We start from the raw sequence: 17,442 nt of genomic DNA, 5'->3' as shown, positions 1-17,442 counted from the left end.
TATGAAATCCGCAACAAAAAAACTTAGTTCTGAAATCGCAGAAACACTGGTTGTAAAACTTGACTCTGTATCGGCTGATTCAAAAAAAATAAAAAAATCGATTGAAAAAGCGGCAGCCAAACTGGCAAAAAAAGTTTCTAAATTCGTAAAGGATGAGGAAAAAAGAAAAATAAAAGAGGCTAAGAGCGCGGAGAAAAAAGCAAAAGCACCCAAGAAGGAATCAAAAAAAGAGAAGAAACAAGCTGAAAAAAATGATAAACTAGCTTCGCTTGTGGCCTCGGCAGCATCTAAGCCAGCAGCGACTCCTCCTGTAAAAACAGCGGCTCCAAAATCTGCTCCTGCAAAAACGACATCTAAGCCAGCAGCCGCAGCGCCAAAGGCAATTGTTGAAACTCCTGCTACGACGGAAGAAAGCAAATAAAATAATCAAGGCTTTACCAGTTAAAATATTAATTCAACTCTGATCGGGTTGAATTTTTTTGTTTTTTAAGCCACCAAAAGGCAAATCCAGCTAGTTACCAAAATCGATTTCTTCCGTACTATCTCAGATTATTTTGGATAGAACCTATGGTGATTAATTTCTTCAAGGTGTTTCTGATTTTTGTACTGATTTTGCATAAATCATTATGTCTTGGGCAGAATTATAATGATATAATTATCAGTGAAATTATGGCGGACCCTACTCCCGGGATTGCCTTGCCTGATGTAGAGTATATAGAACTCTACAACCGGTCTGATAAGCCGGTACAACTTAAAAATTGGATACTTGTTGTCGGAACCAGGATTTCGACATTTCCTGATTCAATCATCTTGCCAGGCATGTTCATTATTGTTTGTAGTCAGGCAAGTTATAACAGCATGAAAAATTACGGCAAGGTTGTTGGCATCAACGCTCTCTCGCTGCCCAATGAAGCGGCCATAATTTCACTTTTCAGTCCATCAAAAAAAATAATTTTTTCTATCAGTTATAACCTGAAATTGTGGGTTTCTGATAAAAATAGCGGCGGTTATTCCATTGAAATGTCAGATTTGAAAAATCCTTGCATCGAGAACGATAACTGGAAGACTTCGGAAGATTCAAGTGGCGGAACTCCGGGAAAGGAGAATAGTGTGAAAGAAAATAAGCGTGATAATTCACCACCTGAAATAGAACGGATCGACGTTATTTCTCCAACGGAATTACGAATTATAGCTGCTGAAAAACTTGATAGCGTGAATGCTGTTTCGGGAGCCCTGATTGAAGTGGAGGGCAGAGTTATTCTGAACAAAAAGCTGGAACTGCCGACTTTCCGTAATCTTGTTCTAAAGCTGAGTTCGCCTCTGGTCTCTGGAAAAAATTATGCAGTGTCACTAAGAAATCTGGCAGACTGTTCCGGTAATATTTTGCGAAAAATTGATTTTAATATCGAACTTCCAATCAAGGCGGATTCTGGCGATATTGTCTTGAATGAAATACTATTCAATCCACCAGCTAACGGAGTTGATTTTGTTGAAATTTATAATAATTCGGGCAGATTTGTTAGTTTGAATAACTGGTCTATCGGCAATACGAAAAATGGTCTACCCGATATTTTCAGAATCATCACCACGGAGAATGTCATTCTGGCTCCCTACAATTATCTGGCACTGAGTACAGATGTCCGTCAAACTAAGGATAGTTATCCAACGGACAAGGTTAGAAATTTTTTACAAGTTGACGCTCTGCCATCTTTTGCAAATGCCTCCGGAAGCGTGATTCTAAGGAATGATTCCAATACAATTTTTGATCGTTTTGACTATTCGGAAACCATGCATGATCCGTTGATCAGCAATCCCAAGGGCGTTTCACTGGAAAAGGAGAATTTTCTCATATCCTCGCAAATTCCCCAAAACTGGCATTCGGCTGCCTCGGCAACTGGAAATGCGACACCCGGCTATGCAAATTCTCAAATTGAACAGAAAACTGACGAACCTATTTTCACTGTTGAGCCGGAAGCTTTTGTAGCAAATAATAATGGACTTGACGATTTTGCAAAAATTAAGTATCAATTGCAGGTTACAGGTACATATGTAACCATCAGGATTTATGATATTGCTGGCAGGCTAATAAAAAATCTAATTAGAAACCAGCTTATTGGCACATATGGCGAAATCAGTTGGGATGGTACAAATGAAAATGGTATCACCGTGGATACTGGATATTATCTGATTTTAATCGATACGTTTGATGCAAATGGGCAAACAAATCAGTTTAAACTAAAAGTTGTCGCGGTTAAAAAATAAATTTAAGATTTTAGGTGGTTAAGCCGATCGTTGCCAGCAAACGACCTGTTAACCCGTTTTCTTTTCGATAAGAAAAATAATCTTCATTATGAATAACAGTAGAATAGGGGGAAACCTCGATATTATCGGGCTTCAAACCTGCCAAAATAAGCTGGTCACGGTTTGCTGATTTCAGATCTACGAAAAATTTATTCTTTTGATCATCCCATCGTTTGTATACGGATTGAAAATTATCCGCTACATCTTCGCCGACCTCAAATGAACATTCATCGATACATGTTCCAACAAAAGCCAGACAATCGGCCGGATATGTACCATATTCATTTTTTAATCTTTCAGTTGTTTTTAAAACAATTTGCTGAACCGTTCCACGCCATCCCGCATGAATAGCGGCAACGACTTTTTTTACAGGATCATAAATTAAAATGGGTGTACAGTCCGCAATCGTCACAGATAATTGGATATCCGGAATGTTCGTGATTAAAGCATCATATCCCTCAAATCTTCCGGGCTCTGTAACGGACAGAATTTCCGCTTCATGTACCTGATGTGACTTAGCGACCTGAGACAACTTTATACCAAGCGATTCAAAAAAACGCTTGTTATTTTCAGCAACGTGTTCAGGATTATCTTTCGTTGAGCCACCAAGATTCAGGGAATGATAAGGTGAAACGCTGACTCCACCATGGCGTGTGCTCTCTCCTGAAATTAAATTGGGGATGCCGGCAAAAATATCAGGGACACGATACATTGGCTTTTTATCTGAATTTGGCTGATCCTTCACGCTGAAAATTTTAGAAACGATGCTGACTTATGGTGTCAAAAATAAAACAACTCCACCATGATTGAACACGGTGGAGTTGTTTTTATTGTTCTAAAATAGTTAGAATAACATTTCCTGTGGCGGTTTTACACCTTTCATACGGATGTAAACAGTTGTCTGCCCACGGTGATGTGTCTGATGCTCAAATGCTTTTTCAAACGCACTGCCTGTTGTGATATCTTTCCCAAATACTTTTACTGCTTTCGATAAATCTGCATCACTCGCTGATTTCAGAGAATTAATTACAAAATCATAACTTTCCAGAGTAGCTTTGGTGATCGCCGCTTTTGACTGATCGGCCATTTTTTCAACTGATGCCGAAGATGGACTTGCTTTACCGGTTGCCGCAGCGGCGAAGGCGTAATTTGCATCGGCCAAATGGCCCATTTGCTGGGCAAATGAACGGATTTCCGGATTTGGTTTGTAGGCATAACCGTCTTCTGGCATCACATCCAGATAAGCTTTGGTATAGATTTTTGCTCTTTCCCAGTCTGCAGCCATTTTAGCAGTAGTAACCTGAGCGAACAGCGCATGTGTTGTCAGCAACATCATTGCGGAAAGTAATAATTTTCTCATCTTGGACCTGTTTAATGGTGGTTGTGAGTTGAAAATTACAATTTACTATCACCGATTTCAAACTTATGATTACTTATTTATCAATCGGGACCGAAACTTTGAAACCGTCATATCTATAAGGAGTTGACAGGTCAGGATTTAACAGGTATTTAAAAAGAATTTAAGCATACATGAAGGAATCAGCAGAAGAGCGCGCGAAAAAATATTTAGAATTAGGGCATACCGAAGCCGAGAATCACGCGAAAACACAACTCGAACTTTATGAAAAACATGTTCAGGACAAGTCGTCAGTAACCCGGGTAATCTCTGAATTCTTTAAAAGAAATTTAATCGGTTTTGCCTGGCATTATTTGAAAAGCCGTTTTGGGAAAAGGCATCCATACCAGGCTTACCCAAGAAATGGCGACAGCGGTATTTATCCTTTGCAGTCATCGGTTCCCAGCCGTGAAGAAATTTCGATCGCGTTACTTTCCGATTGGGCGAGTGATACAGAGGAATCGGATCAGGTTGCCCATTTGACAGCCCGATATGCGCCTGACTACACGATCCATATGGGTGATATTTATTTTGTAGGAACTCCGAAAGAAGTTGAAGAGAATTTTACAGCACCATACTCGTCCTGGTATTACGGCGCTTCGGGAAGTCTTGCTTTGTCCGGGAATCATGAAATGTACTCAAATGGCAATGCTTATTTTCAACATTTGCTGCCGGCGATGTATGCTCAAGTTGGGGAAACACGAAAAACACAACAGGCAGGTTTTTTCTGTCTGGAAAATGAATATTGGCGAATTATTGGGGTAGATACTGGTTATACCTCGGTAACTCGCCCACTGCTGGAAATTATTTCGCCGCCAGACTGTCATCTCCGGAAAGAACAGCGGGACTGGCTACGTGGCAAAAATTGGTGATCCTACGGATAAAAGAGGACTGGTTTTTATTAGCCACCATCCCTATATTTCTGCTTTTCGGGAAGAATATACGAAACCCGGCGAGCAGATTCGTGAAATACTGGGCGAATCAAACCGGCCGGTAATCTGGTTTTGGGGACATGATCACCGATTGGTTGTTTACAATAAAGCTGTGAACGGAAAAGGGCCGGAAGCATATGGTCGCTGTCTTGGGCACGGCGGTTTGCCGGTAGAATTACAAATGCCTGACAGCGCAGCCGATCTTGAAAAAATTCATCTTTACGACAGGAGAGTCCGTAAGGAGCTTTCAGGTCACCTTTTGGGATATAACGGTTTCGTGATGCTCAAATTGAGCGGTGGAAAATTAGTTGCCGAATACCGGGATCTGGAAGATAGCTGTGTCTTGGAGGAGGAATGGGTCATCAATACGCAAAACGGCCAACTCGATTGGAACATTAAACATGTCCTGCCCGAATTGGCCGTTCGATAATGGTATGTTTTCAGATTACACCAACGTAAAAAATGTCAATGACCGTCTGCTGAATGATCTTTGTAAAATGCAGCAAATGTTACTACCAGACCGATAAGTCCAAGGATAAATACGAAAAGATCCCCAAATACCGCAAGGATAATTACCAAAAATATAAATATGGCGATAGAAACTCCAACGGATGCTCCTTCTGGTTTGCTATGTACGTGTACGTCGTCAGTCATGGTTCAATGGAAATTTTGATAGTATTTTTTTACTGATGCGAAAATAATAAAAAATAACGAATGGTAGTAAGGATTGGGTCAAGAAGCTCCTGATTTTTCAGGATTTATCATTATTGCTCTCAGTTTGAAAAGAGTAACATCAACATTGACGCGAATATTTTATAGTGTGGAATGACATAATATGATACATTTGTCAGATAATAAATTTCAATTCATGCCCCTTCGAAATGTCTTTTATAATCGGTTGTGATATAGGTACTACGAACGTTAAAACTACTGCTTTTGACTCGGATTCAGCAGGAATTCTTACATCTCACAGTGAAGGATATGAAATGCTTCATCCCAATCCGGACTGGAGCGAGCAGGATCCTGATGAGATTTACGAAGCAGTTTGCCGCTCTATTCAAAAAGTCTGTGAAAGCTGTAACGCGCAGGGGAAACCAGTTGGTATCTGTTTCAGTTCGGCAATGCACAGCATTTTATGCATTGATAAAAAAGGCAAAAATCTGTCTAATCTGATCATATGGGCTGATAACCGGAGTGCTGACATAGCCGAAAAGCTGAAAGCATCTGCCGATGGGAAAAAGATGTATCAGAATAATGGTACGCCGATCCACGCAATGACGCCGTCCTGCAAACTGATCTGGCTGAAAAAAAATCAGAAAGATATTTTTGACAGGACTGATAAATTCATTGGTATAAAAGAATATATCGTTTTCAAATTAACGGGTAAGTTTGTCGTGGATTATTCCATTGCTTCTGCAACAGGATTGTTCAATATCGCTGAGAAAAAATGGGATGAATGGACGCTGAAGAAAATCGGTCTTGATGAAACAAAACTTTCTACGGCGGTTTCTCCGTATCACATAGAAAAACTTCCCAAAGAAAATGACTTCAAAGTACCGGCCGGAACACCTCTGATTATGGGCGCAAGTGATGGCTGTCTTGCAAATTTAGGAAGTGGGGCAATTTTAAAGGGAACAATGGCTATCACCATTGGAACCAGCGGTGCAGCACGGATTTGTTCTGATGTACCATACCTGGATGAAGACATGCGTACATTCTGCTACATTCTTGATGAAGATACCTATGTTTTGGGAGGCCCTTCTAATAACGGAGCAGTCGTATTTGAATGGATGAAAAATAATTTTTTCCCAGAAAGTGACTACAACGAAATATTCGAGGCCGCTTCAAAGATTGAGGCTGGTTCAGATGGGCTTTTGTTTTTTCCTTATCTGTTAGGAGAAAGAGCGCCGTTGTGGAATTCAGCGGTTCGCGGAGGATTTTTAGGATTGGACATCCAGCATTCCAAGTCACATTTTGCCAGGGCAGTTATGGAGGGTATACATCTGAATCTTTATAGCATTGGAAAAATCCTGCTTGAAACGCAAAAGGTGAAAAGAATTTTTGCTAACGGAGGTTTTGCACAAAGTCAGGTTTGGGTACAAATGCTGGCAGATATTTTCGGAACTCCGGTTGCGCTGAATGAAACAGTGGATACAGGTACGGTAGGCGCGGCTATGATGGGGCTGAAGGCTCTGGGTTTTGCGAAGGAATTGTCGGATCTTGATTTTTTTACTCCGGTGAGTACCATTTTTGAACCGAGCAAAGAAGTCCATAAACAGTATGAAGAGGTATATAAAAAGTTTTATACCTCTGTTCAGGGCGTTTTAATTCAGGCTGGAATTGACAAGTAACTTTGGCTGACAGGCTTTTAGCTTTCGGTCAATAGGTTGGATAAGATTCGTTGATTACTTTTTTATGTTATAAAAGATTTAAAAAGCGCAAGAAATCTGGCAGGACTGAAAATCAAGAAAAAAAGATCTTACGTAACAAGTATTATTTTCTGAAAAAACACAAATGTGCTCAATAGAACGAAGTTTGATACGGGATTCGAAATTGGGTGAAAAGGTTAAGCGGCCCTTTTTTTAGAAAAATCCGGGCCGCTTATTCATTGATGAAGTTGCTAACTTATTATTTTACGTCTATTAGAAGAGTCGCACAGCGCCATACCGAAGTATAATTTTTCCCATTGTGCTCGCCTTCCTCTTTTTCGCTTTTTGAAGCTTCGATGCTGTATTTCCCTTCCCAGATTGGCGTGAATTCAGCCACTCCCTGTGCGTTGGTACTGATTTCTTTATTCCAGCCACTTGGCGAATGTACAGCTACGCTTAATTTGTCAGATGGTTTTTCTTTGAAAAAACCGATCAACTGGAAAGGCTTATTAACCTTGATCGTTTTACTGACATCGGAATAAAGGCTGATATCATTTGTATTTAATGCCGGATCATTGCCTGCCAGAGATTTTCCAACAGAAACAATTGCACTTGCGTTGAACTGGTATTTTGTTTTTCCACCTAACTCCTCTGCTGTATGACTAACTGTCAAGGTATATACGCCATCTTTTTCTGGTGTAAACTCAGACGTGAAATGGTCTGCCGCAGCTGTTGTCGGAAGTTTTACCTTTTGTTTGTCCGGACCTGTTAACCACAATGCGAATTCCGGTACATCGGAATACCAGTCAGCAATTTTCTCCGGTTTATCGTTAGGTTCGGAGTAAACTATTTTGATCGCTTGTTTTTGTCCGGCTCTACCAACAGTACTTGTTTCGATCCATAATGCATGAGCGGATAGCTGGCTTGTATGAAGAAAAAATGCGATAACGATTAAGAGGATATTACGTTTCATTGTTTTGGAAAATGCGGTGCGCCGCTATTTTAATATGAAAAAAAATAAACAGAAAACCAGGTTAAAACTTTTGTCTGGATGAAATGACTGCATCAAGACTGAATTTGCCCGGACCAACTAAAAGCAAAACGATGTATACTAACAAGTAAGAAAATCCGCCATAGCCTTTACCAAAAACGTCTCCGTCATGCGCCATGAAAGTGATCACGATAGCTGTGACGATCAGTGGCACTGTTGCGGCACGGGTGAAAAGGCCAAGTATTAATAATGCGGAACAGATCATTTCAGCAAAAATCGCCAGAATGAGGGATGTCGCAGGACCTAGTCCCATAAAATCCATAAAGCTATCCTGCTTTTCACCGAAGGAAATATACTTTGCGTAGCCATGGGGAATCATTAAAATACCGAAACCAAGGCGAAGGACAAGCATTGAAATATCGAAAGAGCTTTTTTTGTAGGAAACGTCAAATAGTGATAAAAAACGCATAGCAGTGGGTTTGATCAAAAAATTAAAGTGGGTAGTTAAATAGGAGCTTATGCTGGGAATTATTTCAGGACCGCACCGTCCGTCGACGATACGATCCTGAATTGTTTAAAATTTATAGGCAAGACTTAACCGATAATTTCTTGGTGCTTCGGTCTGCCAGTTATAAGCATTAAGATAGGTGTAATAGCCGCCGCTGTACAGATATTTATCCAGAATGTTAAATACGTTGAGCGTAAGTTTGATTTTGTCTTTTTCCCAGAAGACACCGCCATCCAGCTTGAAATAATCCGGCAGATTTGTTTCGGTGTTTGTCGAACTCCAGTTAGACATGGCTCTGTCTACCAGATAGGTAAAACCTCCGGAAATTCCTGTTCCTTGTAACGCACCTTTCTGCACTTTGTAGCTAAGCCAGCTATTCACGGTATGTTTAGCGAAGCCAGGAATTACGTCGCCTGTTTTATAATCAGTCACGCCTTCGGTCACTTTTGTTATTTCTGAGTCGGTGTAGGCATAATTTGCGGTAAGATTTAAACCTCTGACAATTGTGCCTCTTAAATCGAATTCAATCCCCTGCGCTCTTTTCTGACCTAAAACGATACTTAATCCTGAATTTACGGGAGCATTCGGATCGGAAGTCAATTCGTTATTTTTCAAAATTCGGTAGAAAGAAACGGTGGTGTTCCACGCACCATCTGCCCATTCTTTCTTGATACCGAATTCTGTATTATTCCCTGTTATCGGTTTCACACTTCCTCTTGATAATTTTCCTGATTGGGGAAGAAAAGCCTGATCGTAAAGCGCATAAACAGAAGTTAGCTTATCAATTGAAACACTAAGCCCAATTCGCGGTGTAAAGTGTTTTGCCGTTTCCGGTGAGCCGCCCCATGCCGATTGACTTACATAGGTGTAACGCCCTGCCAAAGTCAGCCGAACTCTGTTATCCATAAAAGCCAGCTCGTCCTGAAGATAGATTCCGGTGTATTTTTGATCCATTGATCCGCCAGCCAACACGGCTCTTGCTTCAAGACTGGTCGTGCGGTCGAACGAAGGAAAGCCGTTGACAGGTTTTCCATAATAAGGAGAGGCAGGATTAAACGCGGCACCTGTGGAATCCAGCGCATGAGACTGCCCCCAGTCTGCGATGTAATCTTTTGATCCAATATCAAGTCCTCCCAAAATGCGGTGTGTTATAGCTCCTGTTGTTATTTTACCATTTACAAAAGCTTGAGCCAAAGTCATTTCGCTTTGTGCATCCCAGATACCTACCGAACGGATCATGGTTCCGTCAGGGTTAACGGTAGACGGCCACATGCTCGAACCTCTTTGCTGATAGTTTAAGTATGCAGCCTGTACAGTTACCTTCCAGTCGTCATTTAATTGATGCTGTAAATTCAAAAACAAACTTTGATCCTTTATTTTAGTTGGTTCCAGTCCCGGAGGCATAGTCGTAAAGTCTCTCGGTAACGTCGCATAACCTTTTGGAGAGAAAATATAATACGAACCTACGTCAGTCATTTTTGCATATTGCATGGTATACTCGGCTGTCAGTTTTGTTTTATCATCGATCTGATAGGAGATAACCGGAGCAACGCTGTAACGATCATTGTACTCATAAGGACGATGCGAATTTTTGTTCTGACCGGCCAGGTTTAAACGGTACAAAAGTTTGCCGCTCTTGTTCAGCTTTCCATCCAGGTCCAGCGTTGTGCGGAATAAACCATAACTTCCCATTGTAAAAGCAGCTTCTCCCTTTGTTTCTCCGGTTGGCTTTTTAGTTACCACATTGTAAAGACCACTCGGATCTCCGTTTGCGAGCATAAATCCTGCCGGGCCTTTCACAAATTCGATGTGATCTACAAAGCTCATATCTTCCGTTAGCGGTCCCCAATAAGAGCTAACGACGTTAAAACCGTTTCTGAATGCCTGAATTTGTGAGCCTCGCATGGTAATATTAGCATACAAATCTCCCCAGTGTTCCAATCTGGCAGCACCGCTGACATTACGGATCAAGCCATCACTCATACTGATAACCTGTTGATCAGACAGTATTTTTGAGGTTACAACCTGAATATTTTGTGGTGTTTCCTGAATCGGTGTCATCAGGCGAAGGCTGGAAGAAACCTCGTTAGTTTTGTACTGACTTGCGTCTTTAATAACGACTTCCGACAATTGATTTGCTGTTTCAGACAGTGTGAAATCAACCGTGGTTGTTTGTCCTTCAATTACTTCAACTTCTTTCTGTAAAGTCTCAAGTCCAACATAGCTAGCCAGAACGGTATATTTTCCCGACTTCACTTTGTTGATCGAAAAGTTTCCGTCCTCGCTGGAAACCGAGCCGATTTTCAGGCCTTTGATTCCAATCGAAACGTGTTGTGCCGGTTTACCATCCGATGATATAATTCGCCCTTTAATACTTCCGGTTTGTGCAAAAGAAATGCTCAACGCTGAAAGCATAAAACACACGATGAAATAAATTCTCTTCATTTTTTATTTAGTTAACTAATTTAATTGTAAAAATTTTTATTCAAATAATTCATTGTTAGGGGTTTATAATTATAATAGGTGTGTCCGGGACGTTTTATAAATCCAGATCAAAAACCTGCCGCGGGAAAGTCGTTAGCAATCGAACGGTGATTTCCATTAACTGTAAATGAATGAGCATGTTGTTATTTAGACTGAATGTAAGTAGTCGCAAAAGTAGAAACGGTTTCTGTAAGGCGCAAGTATTTATTTAGAATGTTTAAAAATAATTAAAGAATGATTTGATTTGCAGAAAAAATTGGCTGATTTTGTACACCTATATATCGGGATAACTAACGTCATGACTTGCAGGAAAATCAGTGAAAAAAATGGTAAGAAATACTTCGGGAAAAATTCTTTCGCAGTTTTCTTGATTATATTTTTGCTCAATCAGGTGGGATATGCCCAGGTTTTTGATTTAAATAATGTTGTTTTATTTAAAACGGGCACTTCTTCCAAAGGTCTTATATGGGGACAGAGTACGAGCACAGAATGTGAAGAACTATTTGGGAAGCCAACATCAAAAGAAAGCTTTTATTCGGAAATGGACGAGGACACTTTGCAACTATATAAATACGGGAAAAATGAACTGTATTTTGATAAAGGCGTTCTTCGGATTTTTGATCTGGTTGACGCTCTGATGAGCATCGGAGATTCGAAAGGGAATACTTTCAAGATAGGAGATATATTGAAAATAAAGAATGGAGTTAAAACTTTCGCTGGTTTCAGAATTAATGACAAGCCTGGAAATAGTCGAAATCTGAATTATCAGGGATCTATTTTTCTTAATTTAAAACGTAAAAATATTGTCATGGATTCAGGAATTGAATTTCTTTTTGATACAAAAAATACGCTTTTCAGCATTGCTTTGTTAGACTAGATAAAATTATAAACAGCAAAAGTCCAGACAAACGTCCAGACTTTTGCTGTTATCAGATTTTAAAAATTCGTTATTTTTCTTTAATCGCTTCAACCATTTTTTCGGTAACTATTTTCTTTTCTGATGAATTGCCCCACGAGTTTGAAATGTAATTCATGACGTCTGCAATTTCATCATTGTCAAGACCCGGCGAAGGCATTTGATTGTCGAATGCAACGCCGTTAACTATAATTTTTCCCTGCAAACCAAACTTGATTGCGTGAATTGCCTTTTCCGGCGTCTTAGTCAGATAGTCGGCTTTTGCAAGCGGTGGGAAAACTTCCGGAACGCCCTCACCAGCACCCATGTGGCAGGTGATACAGTTTTCCGCGTAAATTCCTTTACCTCTGGCAATGCTTTTTTCCAGCTCATCGTCCTGCCGGGGAAAAACAGCTGAGCAAAAAATAGCTCCGGATAGGAGCATTATTATTGATTTCATCGTGAATAATTGCCTTAATGATTGTCAAAAGGCTTTATCCATTTTTGATAAAGCCTTTTGAATTTTGTTATGCTTTTGGACTAATGCGAACGATCTTGCCTGAGTTTTCAAGAACTACATAAATATTTCCATCCGGCCCCTGGCGAACATCGCGAACACGACCGAGTTTTTCGAAGATAATTTCCCGGCTTAAAACTTTGTTTCCTTTTACTTTCAGGTGTTGCAGATAAGCAAATTTTAATGATCCAACGATCAGATCACCGTTCCAATCCTTAAATTTCGGGTTTGTCACGAAAGTCATTCCGCAGGGCGCTATGGATGGACGCCAGTAAATTACCGGTTGTTCCAAGCCTGCGCGGGCAGTATCTTTCGAGATAATGCTGTTGTCATAATCGATACCAAATGTGATCAGTGGCCAGCCATAATTTTTCCCTTTTTCAACGATATTTAATTCATCGCCGCCTTGCGGACCGTGTTCATGTTCCCAGATAACGCCCGTTGTCGGGTGAATTACCATTCCTTGCGGATTGCGATGTCCATAAGACCAGATTTCAGGTCTTGCACCTTCTGTTTTCACAAACGGATTGTCCGTCGGAATTTTTCCATCTTCATGCAGCCGAACTACTTTTCCCTGATCCTTGCTCAGATTTTGAGAGTTTTCTTTCTGGCCGCGTTCTCCAAGAGAGAGGAATACGTATCCTTTTTTATCAAAAACAATACGGCCGCCAAAGTGGACATTGGCCTTGACATTAGGTATTGCCTTGAATAATGGCTGAATATCTGTCAAAGCGTGGTCTTTCAGTTTTGCACGGAAGAGTGCCGTGTTCGCACCGTTGTCATCTCCTTCTTCACCTGCCTGTTTTGGCGAAGAATAACTGATATAGATCCAGCCGTTTTTTGCATAATCAGGATGAAGTGCAACGTCAAGCAAACCGCCTTGTCCTTTGTAATATACTTCCGGTACGCCCGAAATTGGTGTTGGATCCAGAACGCCATTTTTAACCAAACGTAATTTACCGCCGCGCTCGGTTACTAAAAGCTCACCGCCTGGCAAAAATGCAGTCGCCCAGGGCATAGTCAGACCAGAGGCAACGGTATCTACTTTCAGATCAGATTCTGCAAGGCCGGCTTTTTTCTCATCGGCGGCTTTTGGAAAATTATAACCTGTAAGACCTAACGAAGCAAGTAATAGCATACTTCCTAACGCCAGCGGGACATTCTTTTTTAATGATAAAAATTTCTTTTTCATAAGTTCAGGATGAGAGACAATTTTTGGGATGGATAATGATCAAAGATAAGCATATCGGGTTTGTTTTGACGCAAAAAACGGAAGCAGGATAGTTATTAAAATCTTCCGGCTTCCGTTTTCTACTTTCTCAGTATCAAAACTGGCTTTTATTTAATAAGTTCTAGTGCGTCCAGTTCGGTTGAAATAAATTTCAATTCCTCTTTGGTTAAGTCAATATCCATTGCTTTCGCATTTTGTACAGCCTGTTCTGCATCACGTGCACCGACAAGTGCGATCGTTATCCCAGGCTGTTCAACAGTCCATCTGATCACTAACTGACCTAACGTTGCATGTTTTTCATCAGCAATAGGCTTAATTTTATCAAGAAATTCGTTGACGCGTTTCAGGTTTTCATCCTTGTAGAAATAGATATCAGCACGGTGATCGTCTGTGCCAAATTTGTATCCGGGCTTCATTTTGCCGGTTAACAAACCACGTTCCAACGGGCTATAGGCTAAAATAGATTTGTCGTGTTCAAGGCAGTAAGGAACAACTTCCTTTTCGATATCGCGCTTCACCATACTATAAGGAACCTGATCGGAAACCAGATCAATATGGTTGGAAGCTTCGCGCATCAGATTGGCGTCATAATTACAAACGCCCGCATGACGCACTTTTCCTTGTTTAATCAGCTGAGAAACCGCTTCCATCGTTTCTTCAACCGGCGTTGTTTTATCGTGCCAATGAATTTGATAAAGATCAATATAGTCTGTTCCAAGTCGTTTCAGACTATCTTCACATTCTTTGATAACGCTATCCTTTGCAGCATATTTATAAATGTCAATAGCATTTCCGTTGTTGTCTTTACTGTGCATAGCCAGGTCTCCTTTTGCAAGGTCCCAGCGCATTCCGTATTTTGTCAGGATCTGTACTTTGTCGCGGGGAATGTTTTTAATCGCTTCGCCAACAATTTCCTCACTTAAACCTTGTCCGTAAACCGGAGCAGTATCAATCGAAGTTACGCCGACATCGTAAGAAGAGCGAATTGCTTTCACCGCTTCACTGCGTTCTGTACCGCCCCACATCCATCCGCCAGCTGCCCAGGCGCCAAAGGTTACTACTGAAATTTCAAGATCAGAATGTCCAAGTTTTCGATAAAGCATAAAAATTAGGTTTTTGTTTAATATCGTTCTAAAACAACTATTCCACAGTTAGGGTAACACAGAGAACCACAGAGCTAGAAAGAGGTACACAGAGTTTTATTTAAACAATCTCTGTGTACCTCTTCATTTTTTCTGTGGTTCACTGTGTCACCTACCTAACCTAAAACTATTTAGTTAGTGAGAACGGCACAACCTCCGGTTTAACACCCCAAGCTTTTGAAGGCTTGTCTGTCATGTTGAATTGAAGCGTTCCGCCGTTCTGGATATCCTTATGTTCAAGATAAACATTCTGATATGCCTTTCCATTCATTGTCGCTCCGTCCACGTACATATTTGCAGCGCTTGTTTTTGGCGATTCGATTGTAAATTTCTTTCCGTCTTCCAACGTAATTGTAGCTTTCTTAAAAAGCGGAGAGCCAATAACATACTGTGTCGTTCCAGGAGTCACAGGATAGAAACCCAAAGAAGAGAAAACATACCAGGCAGAGGTTTGTCCGTTATCTTCATCGCCGCAGTATCCGTCCGGTGTTGGCTGATATAATTTTTTCATTACCTGACGCAACCAATATTGAGCTTTTGAAGGTGCTCCGGCGTAGTTATACAGATAAATCATATGCTGAATCGGCTGGTTTCCGTGTGCATAATTACCCATATTCATAATCTGCATTTCCCGGATTTCGTGGATTGGGAAACCATAATAGCTGTCGTCAAAGATTGGAGGCATTGTGAAAACAGAATCCAGTTTCTGGACAAAAGCTTCTCTGCCGCCCATCAGACCTACCAGACCTTTCACATCCTGAAACACAGACCATGTATAGTGAATGCTGTTTCCTTCTGTAAAGGCGTCACCCCATTTGAATGGATTGAAAGGTGCCTGGAACTTTCCATCTTCATTTTTTCCACGCATCCATTTTGTCTGCGGATCAAATAGATTACGGTAATTCTGGCTTCTTTTAAGATAAAGATCAATTTCAGTCTGTGGTTTTTTCAATTCTTTGGCCAATTGAGAAATACAAAAATCAGCATAAGCATATTCCAAGGTCCGGGCCGCATTTTCATTAATTTTTACATCATAAGGAACATAACCTAACTTGTTGTAGTAATCATGTCCGAAACGCCCAACAGAGCTTACAGGGCCTGCATTCTCTGTATTTTTAATAATAGCTGCATATAGTTTTTCAATATCATAACCGCGTATACCTTTTACGTAAGAATCCGTGATCAAAGAAGCAGAATTGGAACCGATCATACAGTCGCGGTGACCCGGACTTGCCCATTCCGGTAAAAATCCGCTTTCGTCATAAGCATTTGCTAAACCTTCCATAATATGGGCGTTCAGCGTCGGGTACATCAAAGTAAAGTATGGGAAAACGGCCCGGAACGTATCCCAGAACCCATTATCCGTGAACATATAACCCGGACGAACTTCGCCATTATATGGACTGTAATGTACTACTTTGCCCTTTGCGTCATATTCATAGAACTTTCTTGGAAACAACAGTACGCGGTAAAGACAAGAATAGAATGTGCGGATCTCGTCGATATTATCACCCTCAACGGTGATTCTTGAAAGTTCCTCGTTCCAGATTTTACGACCTTTTTCCTGCGTTTCATCGAACGTGTCTTTTCCAAGTTCGTTAGTAAGGTTCCTTTCAGCCTGCTCGTAGCTTATAAAAGAAGAAGCTACTTTTAATCCGATTTTCTCTCCTGTTTTTGTTTCAAAACGGACCACGGCACCTACGTGATTTGCTTTAATTTCAAGCGTATCTTTTGTGATCTTATACTTGCTCCATGCAGATGAAAACTTGAAAGCTTTGTCAAAAACCAGAACGAAATAATTCTTGAAATTGGCAGGGACACCGCCGCTGTTTTTGGTAGTATAACCAATGATTTTACGTTCCGAAGGAATCACTTTTACATAGGAACCTCTGTCGAAAGCATCCAGCAATACGTAAGAACTGTCTGATTTGGGAAACGTAAAACGAAACTGGGCAGCACGTTCGGTCGGTGCAATTTCAGTAGTCACATCATAGTCAGCCAGATATACTTTGTAATAATTTGGCTTGACAACTTCTGCTTTGTGAGAAAACCAGCTCGCACGGGCGTTTTCTTCAATTTTCAAACTTGTCATCGGCATGATTGAAAATTGACCGTAATCATTGATCCAGGGACTTGGCTGGTGGGTTTGTTTGAAACCTCGGATTTTTTCGGCGTCATACATATAGCTCCATCCGTCTCCCATTTTTCCGGTCTGCGGCATCCAGAAATTCATCCCCCAGGGCAATGCAATGGCAGGGTAGGTGTTTCCGGATGATAAACTGAATTTGGATTGAGTTCCCATCAGTGGATTGACAAAATCAACCAGATTGGTTGTCGTTGGCACCGTTTGGGCAAACACGTGGGCATGTGTCAAAAGGGTAAAAAAGGCGATACAGGAGATAATTTTTTTCATGTCAAGGGATAATCCTTTTTGAGTTTATGGTAGCAGGGAAACAAGTTAATATAAATCGAGGCTAAATCCTTTTAGTGTTCCTTAAAGGATGAATTCACGGGACTATTCCATTGCAGGCTGCTTTTTTCGGACGGCAATTTACTAAAAAGATTTACTCGCGCTTATCGTCAGGAATTATTTCCTGTTGGTATCATTTTTTTAACCTTGGGATGGAAGGACAGATAATTCAAAAAAGATTTTTATAAGCATAGATTTAAACAAGA

The 17,442-nt window shown here is 40.8% G+C and carries 16 protein-coding genes; 6 read left to right on the top strand and 10 right to left on the bottom strand.

Annotation, left to right across the window (positions count from 1 at the left end):
* The first annotated feature begins 1 nt into the window (after position 1).
* Together BMY70_RS12000 and BMY70_RS11995 are read left to right on the top strand one after the other, a co-directional pair.
* Positions 2 to 421: a hypothetical protein gene (locus tag BMY70_RS12000; RefSeq protein WP_090335395.1), complete on the top strand. Its 420-nt coding sequence runs from the start codon at positions 2 to 4 to the stop codon at positions 419 to 421.
* A 146-nt stretch (positions 422 to 567) separates the two neighbouring features.
* Positions 568 to 2,262, top strand: coding sequence for a lamin tail domain-containing protein (locus BMY70_RS11995; protein WP_090335394.1), 1,695 nt, complete (start codon positions 568 to 570; stop codon positions 2,260 to 2,262).
* Positions 2,263 to 2,272: 10 nt separating this feature from the next.
* Here the strand turns inward: BMY70_RS11995 and pgeF are convergent, their stop codons facing one another.
* Both pgeF and BMY70_RS11985 read right to left on the bottom strand, forming a co-directional pair.
* Positions 2,273 to 3,046: a peptidoglycan editing factor PgeF gene (gene pgeF, locus BMY70_RS11990; RefSeq protein ID WP_229209578.1), complete on the bottom strand. Its 774-nt coding sequence runs from the start codon at positions 3,044 to 3,046 to the stop codon at positions 2,273 to 2,275.
* Between the two features lie 99 nt (positions 3,047 to 3,145).
* The gene (locus tag BMY70_RS11985) at positions 3,146 to 3,661 is read right to left on the bottom strand and encodes a DinB family protein (protein ID WP_090335393.1); all 516 of its coding nucleotides are present in this window, start codon (positions 3,659 to 3,661) and stop codon (positions 3,146 to 3,148) included.
* Positions 3,662 to 3,831: 170 nt separating this feature from the next.
* On the opposite strand from BMY70_RS11985, the gene BMY70_RS31290 reads away from it, so the two are divergent.
* Positions 3,832 to 4,569 (top strand): hypothetical protein, encoded by a 738-nt coding sequence (locus BMY70_RS31290; RefSeq protein WP_229209577.1) that lies wholly within the window; start codon positions 3,832 to 3,834, stop codon positions 4,567 to 4,569.
* Positions 4,553 to 5,059, top strand: coding sequence for a hypothetical protein (locus BMY70_RS31285; protein WP_229209576.1), 507 nt, complete (start codon positions 4,553 to 4,555; stop codon positions 5,057 to 5,059). The genes BMY70_RS31290 and BMY70_RS31285 overlap by 17 nt, the downstream gene beginning before the upstream one ends.
* 35 nt (positions 5,060 to 5,094) lie before the next feature.
* On the opposite strand, the gene BMY70_RS11975 is transcribed toward BMY70_RS31285, so the two are convergent.
* The gene (locus BMY70_RS11975) at positions 5,095 to 5,283 is read right to left on the bottom strand and encodes a hypothetical protein (protein WP_090335392.1); all 189 of its coding nucleotides are present in this window, start codon (positions 5,281 to 5,283) and stop codon (positions 5,095 to 5,097) included.
* Positions 5,284 to 5,510: 227 nt separating this feature from the next.
* On the opposite strand from BMY70_RS11975, the gene BMY70_RS11970 reads away from it, so the two are divergent.
* Positions 5,511 to 6,980, top strand: coding sequence for a gluconokinase (locus tag BMY70_RS11970; protein WP_090335391.1), 1,470 nt, complete (start codon positions 5,511 to 5,513; stop codon positions 6,978 to 6,980).
* Between the two features lie 277 nt (positions 6,981 to 7,257).
* Here BMY70_RS11970 and BMY70_RS11965 read toward each other — a convergent pair whose 3' ends face one another.
* From BMY70_RS11965 to BMY70_RS11955, 3 genes are all read right to left on the bottom strand, one after another.
* On the bottom strand, positions 7,258 to 7,971 hold the full coding sequence (locus BMY70_RS11965; RefSeq protein ID WP_090335390.1) for a DUF4198 domain-containing protein: 714 nt from the start codon (positions 7,969 to 7,971) through the stop codon (positions 7,258 to 7,260).
* A gap of 61 nt (positions 7,972 to 8,032) precedes the next feature.
* The gene (locus tag BMY70_RS11960) at positions 8,033 to 8,458 is read right to left on the bottom strand and encodes a DoxX family protein (protein ID WP_090335389.1); all 426 of its coding nucleotides are present in this window, start codon (positions 8,456 to 8,458) and stop codon (positions 8,033 to 8,035) included.
* Between the two features lie 105 nt (positions 8,459 to 8,563).
* Positions 8,564 to 10,942: a TonB-dependent receptor gene (locus BMY70_RS11955; protein WP_090335388.1), complete on the bottom strand. Its 2,379-nt coding sequence runs from the start codon at positions 10,940 to 10,942 to the stop codon at positions 8,564 to 8,566.
* Positions 10,943 to 11,279: 337 nt separating this feature from the next.
* Between BMY70_RS11955 and BMY70_RS11950 the strand changes: the two genes are divergently transcribed.
* Positions 11,280 to 11,858: a hypothetical protein gene (locus BMY70_RS11950; protein ID WP_143072087.1), complete on the top strand. Its 579-nt coding sequence runs from the start codon at positions 11,280 to 11,282 to the stop codon at positions 11,856 to 11,858.
* 70 nt (positions 11,859 to 11,928) lie between these two features.
* Here the strand turns inward: BMY70_RS11950 and BMY70_RS11945 are convergent, their stop codons facing one another.
* The 4 genes from BMY70_RS11945 to BMY70_RS11930 form a co-directional block, all read right to left on the bottom strand.
* Positions 11,929 to 12,336, bottom strand: coding sequence for a c-type cytochrome (locus BMY70_RS11945; RefSeq protein WP_090335386.1), 408 nt, complete (start codon positions 12,334 to 12,336; stop codon positions 11,929 to 11,931).
* Positions 12,337 to 12,403: 67 nt separating this feature from the next.
* Positions 12,404 to 13,585: a PQQ-dependent sugar dehydrogenase gene (locus tag BMY70_RS11940; protein WP_090335385.1), complete on the bottom strand. Its 1,182-nt coding sequence runs from the start codon at positions 13,583 to 13,585 to the stop codon at positions 12,404 to 12,406.
* A gap of 146 nt (positions 13,586 to 13,731) precedes the next feature.
* On the bottom strand, positions 13,732 to 14,727 hold the full coding sequence (locus BMY70_RS11935) for an aldo/keto reductase (RefSeq protein WP_090335384.1): 996 nt from the start codon (positions 14,725 to 14,727) through the stop codon (positions 13,732 to 13,734).
* A gap of 166 nt (positions 14,728 to 14,893) precedes the next feature.
* Positions 14,894 to 17,179: a GH92 family glycosyl hydrolase gene (locus BMY70_RS11930; protein ID WP_090335383.1), complete on the bottom strand. Its 2,286-nt coding sequence runs from the start codon at positions 17,177 to 17,179 to the stop codon at positions 14,894 to 14,896.
* Positions 17,180 to 17,442 lie beyond the last annotated feature (263 nt).

Origin of the sequence: Dyadobacter koreensis, from assembly GCF_900108855.1 — a bacterium.
In the GTDB taxonomy this organism is placed as follows: domain Bacteria; phylum Bacteroidota; class Bacteroidia; order Cytophagales; family Spirosomataceae; genus Dyadobacter; species Dyadobacter koreensis.
The sequence above is the reverse complement of the archived record's forward strand: the minus strand, read 5'-3'. Positions and strand labels throughout refer to the sequence as shown.